The organism is Streptosporangium sp. NPDC051022, assembly GCF_040683035.1.
Lineage (GTDB): Bacteria > Actinomycetota > Actinomycetes > Streptosporangiales > Streptosporangiaceae > Streptosporangium.
On sequence record NZ_JBFBCF010000012.1, the window covers coordinates 196459 to 208395 of the forward strand.

Genomic DNA, 11937 nt, shown 5'->3' on the forward strand with positions numbered 1-11937 from the left:
ACACGTGATCATCAAACTCATCGTCAGGGGCATGCTCGTCGGGCTGCTCGCCGGGCTGTTCGCCGCGGTCTTCGCCTACACCGTGGGCGAGCCGCGCATCGACCGGGCCATCGCGCTGGAGGAGGCGGCCGCGGCCGCCTCCCCGGCCGGTGAGTCCCACTCGCACGAGGCGGCCGCAACCGCCGACTCCCACGGGGAAGAGGAGCTGGTCAGCAGGAACGGCCAGCGGTTCGGTCTCTTCCTGGCCCTCGCCCTGTACGGCCTGGCCGTCGGCGGCCTGTTCGCCCTCGCCTACGCGGCGGTGCGCGGCCGGGCCGGTCCCCGCTCGGAGCCGCTGCTCGCGGTCACCCTCGCGGCGGCGGCGTTCGTCGCGATCGTCCTCATCCCTTTCCTGAAGTATCCCGCCAACCCGCCGGCCGTCGGCGACCCCGAGACGATCGACCAGCGCACGGTGCTCTACCTGGCCGCCGTGGTCATCGGGATCCTTTCCGTGGGCGCGGGCGCCGCCGCCTACCGGTACCTCTCCGCGGGCGAGCCGTGGCTGCGCTGGCTGGCCAGCGGCGCCGCCCTGCTGGTGCCGGTCGTGGCGGCCTGGATCCTGCTGCCGGGGATCAACGAGGTGCCGGACGGTTTCCCCGCCGACCTCCTGTGGGACTTCCGCATCGCCTCCCTCGGGACCCAGGCGGTGTTCTGGCTCGGCGTCGGCGCGCTCTTCGCCTTCGCCGCGCGCAGGCGCAGCCCGGTGTGAGACCCCTCTCGGGGGTCACCCGCCTGCTGCTGATCTGCCACGCCTCGACGCGGGCGACGGCACGGGCCGCGTTCCCGGGCGACGAACCGCTCGACGGACCCGGCCTGCGCCGCGCCGAGGCCCTGGCTCCGGCGATGGGCCCGGCCCGCGCCGTCCGGGCGGGCGAGCTGCGCTGCGCCCAGACGGCCGAGGCCCTCGGCCTGCGGGCCGAGCCCGACCCGTTGCTCGCCGACTGCGACTACGGCCGGTGGAGCGGCAGGACGCTCGCCGAGATCGAGGCCGCCGAGCCGGAGGCCCTCGCCGCCTGGCTCACCGATCCCGCCGCCGCGCCGCACGGAGGGGAGTCGATCATCGATCTCCTCGGCCGGGTGGCGGGCTGGCTGTCGGCGCTGGAGCCGGGCCGGACCGTCGCCGTCACCCACGCCGCGGTCGTCCGCGCCGCGGTCGTCCACGCGGTGGGCGCCCCGGCCTCCGCCTTCTGGCGCGTCGACGTGGCCCCGCTGGCCCGGGTCGAGCTCACCGGGCGGGCCGGACGCTGGCGGCTGAGCTACCCCGCATGACGACACCCCGCCGGTGACCCGGCGACATCAGATGACATCAAGGGAGGCCTCGAAGGTGCGTCACCCGCGCTACCCCTTCACCGCGATCGTGGGATCGGAGGACCTCAAGCTCGCGCTGATCCTGAACGCCGTCTCCCCCGGCGTCGGCGGGGTCCTGGTCCGCGGGGAGAAGGGCACCGCCAAGTCCACGATCGTGCGGGCGCTGGCGGCGCTGCTGCCGCCGGTGGAGGTGGTACGCGGCTGCCGTTTCTCCTGCGACCCCGCGGCCCCCGACCCCGAATGTCCAGACGGGCCCCACGAGGCGGAGAGCGCGCCGTCGCGGGCCGCCGGGCCCGGCACCGTACGGCCCGCCAGGCTCGTCGAACTGCCGGTCGGTGCCTCGGAGGACCGCCTGGCGGGCTCGCTCGACCTGGAGCGGGCGCTCACCGAGGGGGTGAAGGCCTTCGAACCGGGGCTCCTGGCGGGCGCGCACCGGGGCGTCCTCTACGTCGACGAGGTCAACCTGCTCCACGACCACCTGGTCGACCTGCTGCTCGACGCCGCCGCGCTCGGCACCTGCTACGTCGAGCGGGAGGGCGTCTCGGTACGGCACGCCGCCAGGTTCCTGCTGGTGGGGACCATGAACCCGGAGGAGGGCGAGCTGCGGCCCCAGCTGCTCGACCGGTTCGGGCTGACCGTGGAGGTACGGGCGTCGCGGGAGGTGTCCCAGCGGGCCGAGGTGGTACGGCGGCGCCTGGCGTTCGAGGCCGACCCGGCCGCCTTCGCCGCCCGGTGGGAGGACGAGGAGCGGGCGTTGGCCGAGCGCATCGCCGAGGCGCGGGCCCGGGTGGCGGGCGTCACGCTGCCCGGCGCGGCGCTGCGGCGGATCGCCACGGTCTGCGCGGGCTTCGAGGTGGACGGGCTGCGGGCCGACCTGGTCACCGCGAGGGCGGCGATCGCGCACGCCGCCTGGCGGGGCCGCGCCTCCGTCACCGCCGACGACGTCCGCGAGGCGGCCAGGCTCGCCCTGCCGCACCGGCGCCGCCGCGACCCCTTCGACGCGCCCGGCCTGGACGAGTCGAGGCTGGAGGACCTCCTCAACCAGGTCCCCGACGATCCGGAGGAGCCCGACGACCCGGAGGGCGGCCCCGGTGGCGGCCCGGACGGCGGCCCAGACGGCGGCCCGGACAGTGGCCCGGACGGCGACCGGGACCGTGACGGAGACGGCGCCGACGGCGCCGACCGTGCCGACGGCTCCGGGGCGGACGCCCCGGAGACTCCGGGGGAGGACGCCTCCCGCCCGGCTCCCGGCCCCCGGAACACCACGCTTCCGGACCTGGAGCCCGGCGCGCCCCCTCCGGCGGACACGGCGGAGGGGGCGGATCAGCCCGCCGGCGTTCCCGCGTCCGGCGCGGCGCGGGCCGCCACCGGGAACGAGCGGGTCTTCGACGCCGATCCGGCGGGACGGGCCCGGCTGTTCACCGTTCCCGGCCTCGGCGCGGGAGCCCCGGGACGGCGTTCGAGGGCCGCCACGCCCCTGGGCCGTACCGTCGGCGCCAGGATTCCCCGGGGGCGGGCCGCCTCCCTTCACCTGGCGGCGACCGTCGCGGCGGCCGCGCCGCACCAGGCCGGGCGTGGCAGGAGCGGGCCGGGCCTGCTGCTGAGGCGCGAGGACCTCAGGGAGGCCGCGCGCGAGGGCAGGGAGGGCAACCTGGTGCTGTTCGTCGTGGACGCGAGCGGGTCGATGGCGGCCAGGCAGCGCATACGCGCGGTCAAGGGCGCCGTGCTCGGCCTGCTCCTGGACGCCTACCAGCGCCGCGACAAGGTCGGCCTGGTCACCTTCCGCGGTACCCGCGCCGACCTGGTGCTGCCGCCGACCTCCTCCGTCGAGGCCGGCGCCGCCCGGCTGCGCGAGCTGCCGACCGGCGGCCGCACCCCGCTGGCCGCCGGGCTGCTCCGCGCCGCCGAGGTGCTGCGGGTCGAGCGCCTGCGCGACCCGTCGAGGCGCCCGCTGCTGGTCCTGGTGACCGACGGGCGGGCCACCTCGGGCACCGTCGAGGAGTCCCACCGGGCCGCCGGGCTGCTGGCCGGGGTGGCCACGGTGGTGGTGGACTGTGAGAGCGGGCACGTCCGCCTCGGCCTGGCCGGAGCCCTGGCACGGCGGATGGACGCGCAGAGCGTGCGCCTCGACGACCTCACCGATCTGGCAGGCATGATCCGGCGACGGCGAGCCGCCGCATGACGCAACGTGACATGGTGTGACATAACGTGATATGGCGTGACGGCGGGTCCGTGGCGGGCCGTACGACACTGAAAGGCGAATGACGATGCCGCAGGGCAGACCGGTCAGCGTCCCGGAGGACGGGCTGACCACCCGGCAGCGCCGTACCCGGCCGCTGCTGATCGTGCACACCGGCCCGGGCAAGGGCAAGTCCACCGCGGCCTTCGGTCTGGCCCTGCGCGCCTGGAACCAGGGCTGGCCGATCGGGGTGTTCCAGTTTGTCAAGTCCGCCAAGTGGCGCATCGGGGAGGAACGCGCCCTGCGCGTCCTGGGCGACTCCGGGGAGGGCGGCCCGGTCTCCTGGCACAAGATGGGGGAGGGCTGGTCGTGGATCCAGCGCCCCGGCAGCGAGGAGGACCACGCCGCCGACGCACGCGAGGGGTGGGAACAGATCAAACGCGACCTCGCCGCCGAGACGTTCCGGCTGTACGTGCTCGACGAGTTCACCTACCCGATGAAGTGGGGCTGGATCGACGCCGAGGAGGTCGTCGCCACCCTGGCGGAGCGGCCCGGCAGCCAGCACGTCGTCGTCACGGGCCGCGACGCCGACCCCCGCCTGGTCGCCGCCGCCGACCTGGTGACGGAGATGGGCAAGGTCAAGCACCCCATGGACGCCGGGCAGAAAGGGCAGAAGGGCATCGAATGGTAGCCCGTCTGGTGATCGCGGCCCCTGCGTCGGGGGCCGGGAAGACCACGGTCGCGACCGGTCTGATGGCCGCGCTCACCCGCAGGGGCATGGCGGTCTCCCCGCACAAGGTGGGACCCGACTACATCGATCCCGGCTATCACGCCCTGGCCACGGGCCGTCCCGGGCGCAACCTCGACCCGTGGCTGGTGGGGGAGGAGCTCGTCGCCCCGCTGTTCCTGCACGGCGCGGCCGGGGCCGACCTCGCCGTCGTCGAGGGCGTGATGGGCCTCTACGACGGGGCGGGCTCGGGCGAGTTCGCCTCGACCGCGCACGTCGCCAGGCTGCTGGAGGCCCCGGTCGTCCTGGTGGTCGACGCGGCCAGGCAGAGCCGCTCCGTGGCCGCGATCGTGCACGGGTTCGCCTCCTACGACACCCGGATCAGGATCGGCGGGGTGATCCTCAACCGGGTCGGCTCCGCCCGGCACGAGGACATCTGCCGCGAGGCCCTGGCCGAGAGCGGCGTCCCGGTGCTGGGCGTGATCCACCGCAGCGACGCCGTCGCGACCCCCTCCCGCCATCTCGGCCTCGTGCCCGCCGCGGAACGCCGGATCCAGGCCGGCCGGGCCATGGACGCCGTCGCGGAACTGGTCGCCGCCTCGTGCGACCTGGAGGGGCTCGTACGGCTCGCCCGCACCGCCCCAGCCCTGTCCGCCCTCCCGTGGACCCCCGGGCCCCCGGAACCCGTGGTGCCCGTCACCACGAGGGTCGCGCTGGCGGGAGGACAGGCGTTCACCTTCGGCTACACCGAGCAGGCCGAGCTTCTGGCGGCCGCCGGAGCCGAGGTCGTCACCTTCGACCCCCTCGTCGACGAGGCCCTGCCGGAGGGGACGGAGGGAGTGATCATCGGCGGAGGGTTCCCCGAGGTGTACGCGGCCGAACTGTCGGCCAACGAGCCGCTGCGCAAGGAGGTCTCCGCGTTCGGCGGCCCGGTCTCCGCCGAGTGCGCGGGCCTGCTGTACCTGGCCAGGCGGCTGGACGGCAGGCCGATGTGCGGGGTCCTCGACCTCGAGGCCAGGATGACCGGCACCCTCACCCTCGGCTACCGCGACGCGGTGGCGGTGCGGGACTCGGCGCTGACCCGGGCGGGTGAGCGCTACCGGGGCCACGAGTTCCACCGCACGACCGTCGAGCCCGCGCCCGAACGGCCCCTGTTCCGCTGGAGGGGCGGCGCCGACGGGTTCGCCGCGGGGCCGGTGGTCGCCTCCTACCTGCACCTGCACTGGGCGGGCAGTCCCGAGCTGGCCGCCCGCTTCGTCGGGATGTGCCGCGCGGGGGCCGGCCGGTAGGGCCGTCCCGGCCCCCGAGGTCTCCCGGGGGTCTCCAGCCTTCCCCGCCTCCCGGCCCCGGCCCCGGCCCCGGGGCCGGATCTCCGGGCTCCTGACCCGGGCTCCGGCGTTCCGCGGACCCGGCCGTGTCCCCTGTGTCCCCTGTGTCCCCTGTGCTCCAGGTGTCCTCCGGCGCCTCCCGGTGCCCACGGGTGTTCTCCGATGTTCTCCGGTGTGAGCCTCACCGGAGAACATCCGGGAATACGGAAACCCGTTGATCTACTTTGTAAAGGCGTCGGCGCGGCGCCGCGCCGTGCTCAGGCGGCGCTGAAGCAGCGCACCTTGGCCAGCAGGGCCGAGGTCTGCTCGGCGCTCAGCCGCGCCCTGGGGTCCTTGCGGAGCAGGCCGCGCAGGACCGGCTCCAGCGCGCCCGCCCGCTGCGGCGGCCGTGCGGGCTCACGCAGAGCCTGGACCAGGGCGGGCATCGAGTTCACCGACCGGAACGGGGTCCTGCCCTCGACCGCCATGTAGAGGGTCGCCCCGAACGACCACATGTCCGCCTCGCGCGTCCCGCCCCGTCCCTGCAGGGTCTCCGGCGCGATGAACGCCGGGGTCCCGCGCAGGGAGGTGCCCGCCGCGCCCTCGAAGGCGGCGAAGCCGAAGTCCGCCAGCACCACGCGGTCGCCCGTCAGCATGATGTTGGCGGGCTTGATGTCGCGGTGGACCACTCCGCCGTCGTGCGCGTGCCGCAGCGCGTCGAGCAGTTTGCGCCCCATCGCCGCCACCAGGTCCGCGGGGAGAGGGCCCGCCTGCACGAGCGTGTCGTGCAGGGTCAGCGCCTCGAGGAACTCCATGACGATCCAGAGCCGCTCGCCCTCCTCGGTGAGGTTGTGCACGGTCACGATGCCCCGGTGGCTCAGCCGGGCCGCCATCCGTGCCTCGCGCACCACCCGCCGCCGCTGGTCCGCGGCGGCGGGTCCCGGAGGCAGGGCGATCTCCTTGAGCGCCACTTCTCGTTCGAGTAACAGGTCGTAGGCGCGCCAGACCACGCCCGTCGCTCCCCGGCCGACGGGGGAAAGAAGCTTGTAACGGCTGGCGACGATGGTGCTCACCCGCCAATGATCGCAGTTTCGGACCGTGTTGGCCTACTTGGAACGATCCCGACTCGCCGGGTGGGGTAAACGGACCCGGATCCGTGGCGTGAAGGCCGCAAAACGACGCCGATGCCCTGCGGAGACGCCCCCGCGGACGCCTGCGAGGAGGGGCGGGAGCCGGACCGGCCCGTCCGGCCGGGCGGGTGGATTTGCCGTGGGAGGGTACCGGCGGGTTGTCTTACGGGTAGGGCCTCGAAGTGACTTCGGCGGGCTCCCGTAAAGATCGCAGGACGATCCACGCGAAATGTCTGCCGGTTCGGGGAAGATATGGGGCAGAGACGTCCCCCATGTGGAGGTGCCACAGATGGCTAGCAAGGACACCGGCGGTCAGAAGCAGACCGGTCGGACCGACAGGGAGGTGGAGGAGACCGCCCCGGCGGACTCCACCGACGTCCAGGACCGTCACGAGAAGCTTTCCGACGACGTCGACGCGATTCTCGACGAGATCGACGAGGTCCTCGAGGAGAACGCCGAGGAGTTCGTCAGGTCGTACGTCCAAAAGGGCGGACAGTAGGGCGAAGGCCCGAGTCGCATGGTCTGGGGTGAGGGCAGAGCCGTCAGGAGCTGAGGAGCGGGCGGGGCCGCGAAGCGAAGGGCCGCCGGCGGCGGCTCCCCGAGCGTACGGACACCGTTGGAGACACCGACAGGTCGGGGCGTTCCGGTTTCGGCCGCCACCGTGCCGCGAACGATGACCGACCGGCCACCGCCGGTCCTGTCACACCTGTGCGACGTGGACCGGCCGGGCCGCGGGTCCGCGGCGAACACGACGACGAGACGACGAACCACGCGGTAGAGGGATCGGGGCGCGGCCCGCAGGCCGCGACCCCTGGCAGGCGCGGCCCGCGCCTTGGCAGCCCGCGGGGCGTGCCGTCACCATGCCCGTGGTCACGCCGGGGCCCCGTCTCGGCAGCGTCGCGATCACGCGGCCCCCGCGACACCGCGGCCCGCTCCGTCACGGGCCACACGAGCGCGACAGCCCGGTGATTACCCGGGCTTACCCGGGCTGTAAAGATTCGAAGAACCGCGCGAAGGGGGTTCGCGCTGAGCTGATCCAGGGAAGTGCAAGCAGCACGGCAAGATGAGTAAGGTCGGGCCTTAAAAGGACCGCACCTTTGGAGGGAGTCGCGTGGGATCGCACAGGGACCTGCCCGCCGGCATGGTGAATCACATCTTCACGAACAGCGGCATTTCCTCGTTCACCGAGTTCGTCGGCTCCTACGCGCCGGACTTGCTGCCCGGCCGAAACGAGACCCTGGCAGTCCCGGTCGGCGATCAGATTCCGCACGCGACCACGATCGTCGCGGCGACCTGCGCCGGCGGCGTGGTGATGGCCGGTGACCGCCGTGCGACCTCGGGGAACATCATCTCCCAGCGAGACGTGGAGAAGGTGTTCCGCACCGACGACCACTCGTGCATGGGCATCGCGGGAACGGCGAGCACCGGCATCGAGATGGCCCGCCTCTACCGGGTCGAACTCGAGCACTACGAGAAGATGGAAGGCCGCACGCTCTCGGTCGCGGGCAAGGCCAACCGGCTCGCCACCATGATCCGCGGCAACCTCGGCATGGCGATGCAGGGCCTGGTCGTGGTGCCGCTGTTCGCCGCCTACGACCCCGAGACCGATGGTGGGCGGATCTTCGGTTACGACGTCGGCGGCGGGCCGTACGAGCAGCAGCAGTACCACTCGATCGGCTCCGGCTCGATCTTCGCGCGCGGCTCGCTGAAGAAGCTCTACCGGGAGAACGCCTCGCCGGAGGTGGTCGTCCAGGTGCTGATCAACGCGTTGTACGATGCCGCCGACGACGACTCGGCGACCGGCGGCCCCGACGTCACCCGTAAGATCTGGCCCGTCGTAGCGCAGATCACCGCCGACGGTTTCCACCGTCTGTCCGACGAGGAGGTGGGCGGTCACGTCCAGACCGTCCTCGACGTACGGATGACCTCCCCCGACGGCCCCGTCGCCCCGCTGCGCTAACACGAGAGGATCACCCCAGGTGTCCATACCCTTTGGATATGTCTCGCCCGAGCAGCAGATGCGGGACAAGGCGGATTACGCGCGTAAGGGGATCGCGCGAGGCCGCAGCGTCGTCGTCCTGCAGTACGAGCACGGCATCCTGTTCGTCGCCCCCAACCCCTCCAGGGCCCTGCACAAGATCAGCGAGATCTACGACAGGATCGGCTTCGCCGCGGTCGGCCGCTACAACGAGTTCGAGGCGCTGCGCCTCGGCGGCATCCGCTACGCCGACATCAACGGCTACAACTACGCGCGCGACGACGTCACCGCGCGCGGCCTGGCCAACCTCTACGCGCAGAACCTCGGCCAGATCTTCACCGAGTCGCTGAAGCCGTTCGAGGTCGAGATCGTCGTGGCCGAGGTCGGCGACTCCTCCGACGAGGACCACATCTACCGTCTCACCTTCGACGGCTCGGTCTTCGACGAGACCGGCCTGGTAGCGATGGGCGGTCAGGCCGAGGCGGTCGCGGCCAGGCTCAAGGAGCGCTACCGCGAGGGGCTGCCGCTGGCCGAGGCGCTGGAGGCGGCGCTGTTCGCGCTCACGGAGCCGGGGGGCGAGCGTTCCCCGGCCAGCCAGCTGGAGGTGGCGGTGCTCGACCGCAACCGGCCGCACCGCAAGTTCCAGCGCCTCATCGGCCCGAAGCTGGAGCGCCTGCTGGCCGGGCAGGGGGAGGCGGCTCCGGCGGCCGAGCCCGAGGCTCCCGAGGCTCCCGGGACGCCCGAGGCTCCCGTGACGCCCGGGACGTCCGAGACGCCCGGCCTCCCGCCCACCGCCCCCGAGGGGGACATCGACACCGGCTCGAACGGCTGACCGTTCCCGCATCCACGCACGGCCGGGCGCCGCGCCCCCCACGGGGCGCGGCGCCCGGCCGTGTGACGTGTATCACCGTGCTCCGGGCCAACCTCATCTCCGCCGCCGTCGTCGTATCGGGCATGAATCGTTCCCTGCCGGCCGCGCTCGCGGCCACCGTGCTCTCCGCCGCCCTGATCGGAGCGACTCCCGCCGAGGCCGCCGCGATCCCGGACTTCCCCGTGCCGAAGGTCTTCGGGACCACGTTCCAGAGCGATCCCGGCCATGACTTCACCAAGCACATCAGCCCCCGCAAGGACGGCGTCCTGCGGGGCTGGATCACCCACGTGGCCCGCACCGAGGTGGAGTACAAGCCGATCAAGTGGGTGAAGGACAAGTACTCCGAGGGGTACTTCGTCGGTCCGGCCGAGGGCGACGTGACCGCCTACGCCTCGCCCGTGGCCGCGAACGTCGTCTTCCTGAGCGCCTTCGGCTGCTCGGCCGACCTCGCGGGGATGACCGTCGACAAGCACGGGCTCGGGGCCAAGCGCTGCTCCCGCAAGGTGCTGCTGAGCAGGGCCAAGGAGTTCCAGCGCCCCTCACTGATCACCGTGTACCGCGGCCGGATCGTCAAGGTCCAGGAGATCTACACTCCCTGAACCCCGCACCGTACGGCCGTGCCGGGAGCGGTCCACCCGCGGCGCGAGCCGCTCCCGGGTGATGAGAATCATGCTTTTTCGGCTAGCCGAATCGCCCGGCCGGTGCCCCGGGCCGCCGACCGGCGTCACGGGGCGGGCCGGTTCCGCTCCGCCAGGGGGAGGCACCCGGGGGAGGCGCCCCGGGGTGGGCGTCCGGCGCGGGCGTCCGCCGCTTCCGAGCCTTCCCGCGGGGTCCGGGCCCGTCCTCACCGGGCGTGAGCCCCGCTCACGCTTAGCCGCTTCCTCCCGCGGGCATAAGCCGTACGACCGAAAACCCCACTGATCCCTCCCGCAAGAGGGGTTCGGCGAATAGTGTGAGGCAATGGATCGTCGCATCTTCGGGCTTGAGAACGAGTACGGCGTCACCTGCACGTTCAGGGGGCAGCGGCGGCTGTCGCCCGACGAGGTAGCGCGCTATCTATTCCGCCGGGTCGTCTCCTGGGGCCGGTCGAGCAACGTCTTCCTGCGCAACGGAGCGCGTCTCTATCTCGACGTTGGCAGCCACCCCGAGTACGCCACCCCCGAGTGTGACAGCGTCGTGGAGCTCGTCACCCACGACAAGGCGGGCGAGCGCATCCTGGAGGGCCTGCTCGTCGACGCCGAGAAGAGGCTCCGCGAGGAGGGCATCGCCGGCGACATCTACCTTTTCAAGAACAACACCGACTCGGCGGGCAACTCCTACGGCTGTCACGAGAACTACCTGGTCGGCCGGCACGGGGAGTTCGGCCGCCTGGCCGACGTGCTCATCCCCTTCCTGGTCACCCGTCAGATCATCTGCGGCGCGGGCAAGGTGCTGCAGACCCCTCGCGGCGCGGTCTACTGCGTCTCCCAGCGGGCCGAGCACATCTGGGAGGGCGTCTCCAGCGCCACCACCCGGTCCCGGCCGATCATCAACACCCGTGACGAGCCGCACGCCGACGCCGAGCGCTTCCGCCGCCTGCACGTCATCGTCGGCGACTCCAACATGAGCGAGACGACCATGCTGCTCAAGGTCGGCGCGACGGACCTGGTGCTGCGCATGATCGAGGCGGGCACCGTGATGCGCGACCTGTCGCTGGAGAACCCGATCCGGGCCATCCGGGAGGTCTCCCACGACATGACCGGGCGGCGGCGCGTACGGCTGGCCAACGGCAGGGAGGCGTCCTCGCTGGAGATCCAGCAGGAGTACCTCTCCAAGGCCCGTGACTTCGTCGACCGCCGGGGCGGCGACGAGATCAGCAACCGGGTGCTCGAGCTGTGGGAGCGGACGCTCACCGCCGTCGAGACCGGCGACCTCGACCTGGTCGCCCGCGAGATCGACTGGGTCACCAAGTATCAGCTGATCGAGCGCTACCGCAGGAAGTACGACCTGCCCCTGTCCAGCCCCAGGGTCGCCCAGCTCGACCTCGCCTACCACGACGTGCACCGCCGCCGGGGCCTGTTCTACCTGCTGCAGAAGCGCGGCGCGGTCGAGCGGGTCGCCTCCGACCTGAAGATCTTCGAGGCCAAGTCGGTGCCGCCGCAGACCACCAGGGCGAAGCTGCGCGGGGAGTTCATCCGCAGGGCGCAGGAGAAGCGGCGCGACTTCACCGTCGACTGGGTGCATCTGAAGCTCAACGATCAGGCGCAGCGCACGGTGCTGTGCAAGGACCCTTTCCGCAGCGTGGACGAGAGAGTGGACAAACTCATCGCGGGAATGTGATGGTCACGCTTCGGCAAGGTCCTTTACGGCTTACCGCACCCGTATGTCAGGACGGGTAGTGTGACGCAAACCTGACGTC

At 72.5% G+C, this 11937-nt stretch carries 11 protein-coding genes; 10 read left to right on the plus strand and 1 reads right to left on the minus strand.

Annotated features, from left to right (window positions below):
* The first annotated feature begins 4 nt into the window (after nucleotides 1–4).
* The 5 genes from AB0N02_RS21320 (at nucleotide 5) to AB0N02_RS21340 (ending at nucleotide 5542) form a co-directional block, all read left to right on the plus strand.
* Nucleotides 5–748, plus strand: coding sequence for a CbtA family protein (locus tag AB0N02_RS21320; RefSeq protein WP_363949059.1), 744 nt, complete (start codon nucleotides 5–7; stop codon nucleotides 746–748).
* Nucleotides 745–1308: a histidine phosphatase family protein gene (locus AB0N02_RS21325; protein WP_363949062.1), complete on the plus strand. Its 564-nt coding sequence runs from the start codon at nucleotides 745–747 to the stop codon at nucleotides 1306–1308. Before AB0N02_RS21320 ends, AB0N02_RS21325 begins: the two co-directional genes overlap by 4 nt.
* 31 nt (nucleotides 1309–1339) lie before the next feature.
* A complete protein-coding gene (locus AB0N02_RS21330; protein WP_363949065.1) occupies nucleotides 1340–3529 on the plus strand; it encodes a putative cobaltochelatase in 2190 nt (729 codons plus the stop codon).
* 85 nt (nucleotides 3530–3614) lie between these two features.
* Complete coding sequence (gene cobO / locus AB0N02_RS21335) at nucleotides 3615–4217, plus strand: cob(I)yrinic acid a,c-diamide adenosyltransferase (RefSeq protein WP_363949217.1); 603 nt, start codon at nucleotides 3615–3617, stop codon at nucleotides 4215–4217.
* Complete coding sequence (locus AB0N02_RS21340; RefSeq protein ID WP_363949068.1) at nucleotides 4211–5542, plus strand: cobyrinate a,c-diamide synthase; 1332 nt, start codon at nucleotides 4211–4213, stop codon at nucleotides 5540–5542. Before cobO ends, AB0N02_RS21340 begins: the two co-directional genes overlap by 7 nt.
* 296 nt (nucleotides 5543–5838) lie before the next feature.
* On the opposite strand, the gene AB0N02_RS21345 is transcribed toward AB0N02_RS21340, so the two are convergent.
* A complete protein-coding gene (locus AB0N02_RS21345) occupies nucleotides 5839–6633 on the minus strand; it encodes a serine/threonine-protein kinase (RefSeq protein ID WP_363949071.1) in 795 nt (264 codons plus the stop codon).
* Nucleotides 6634–6979: 346 nt separating this feature from the next.
* Here AB0N02_RS21345 and AB0N02_RS21350 point away from each other — a divergent pair, with 346 nt between their 5' ends.
* From AB0N02_RS21350 to pafA, 5 genes are all read left to right on the plus strand, one after another.
* Entirely contained in the window at nucleotides 6980–7189 is a 210-nt protein-coding gene (locus AB0N02_RS21350) for a ubiquitin-like protein Pup (protein ID WP_363949074.1), read from the plus strand.
* Nucleotides 7190–7831: 642 nt separating this feature from the next.
* A complete protein-coding gene (gene prcB, locus AB0N02_RS21355; protein WP_363949219.1) occupies nucleotides 7832–8650 on the plus strand; it encodes a proteasome subunit beta in 819 nt (272 codons plus the stop codon).
* Nucleotides 8651–8669: 19 nt separating this feature from the next.
* Nucleotides 8670–9500, plus strand: a complete 831-nt coding sequence (gene prcA / locus AB0N02_RS21360; RefSeq protein WP_363949077.1) for a proteasome subunit alpha — start codon at nucleotides 8670–8672, stop codon at nucleotides 9498–9500.
* A 122-nt stretch (nucleotides 9501–9622) separates the two neighbouring features.
* A complete protein-coding gene (locus tag AB0N02_RS21365; protein ID WP_363949079.1) occupies nucleotides 9623–10138 on the plus strand; it encodes a hypothetical protein in 516 nt (171 codons plus the stop codon).
* Between the two features lie 361 nt (nucleotides 10139–10499).
* Entirely contained in the window at nucleotides 10500–11858 is a 1359-nt protein-coding gene (gene pafA, locus AB0N02_RS21370; RefSeq protein ID WP_363949081.1) for a Pup--protein ligase, read from the plus strand.
* Nucleotides 11859–11937 lie beyond the last annotated feature (79 nt).

What these genes read in the sequence shown, in the direction of transcription:
- AB0N02_RS21330 (WP_363949065.1), top strand. Translation starts at nt 1,340, where the DNA reads ATGACATCAAGGGAGGCCTCGAAGGTGCGTCACCCGCGCTACCCCTTC.
- pafA (WP_363949081.1), top strand. Translation starts at nt 10,500, where the DNA reads ATGGATCGTCGCATCTTCGGGCTTGAGAACGAGTACGGCGTCACCTGC.
- cobO (WP_363949217.1), top strand. Translation starts at nt 3,615, where the DNA reads ATGCCGCAGGGCAGACCGGTCAGCGTCCCGGAGGACGGGCTGACCACC.
- AB0N02_RS21340 (WP_363949068.1), top strand. Translation starts at nt 4,211, where the DNA reads ATGGTAGCCCGTCTGGTGATCGCGGCCCCTGCGTCGGGGGCCGGGAAG.
- AB0N02_RS21365 (WP_363949079.1), top strand. Translation starts at nt 9,623, where the DNA reads ATGAATCGTTCCCTGCCGGCCGCGCTCGCGGCCACCGTGCTCTCCGCC.
- AB0N02_RS21350 (WP_363949074.1), top strand. Translation starts at nt 6,980, where the DNA reads ATGGCTAGCAAGGACACCGGCGGTCAGAAGCAGACCGGTCGGACCGAC.
- prcB (WP_363949219.1), top strand. Translation starts at nt 7,832, where the DNA reads ATGGTGAATCACATCTTCACGAACAGCGGCATTTCCTCGTTCACCGAG.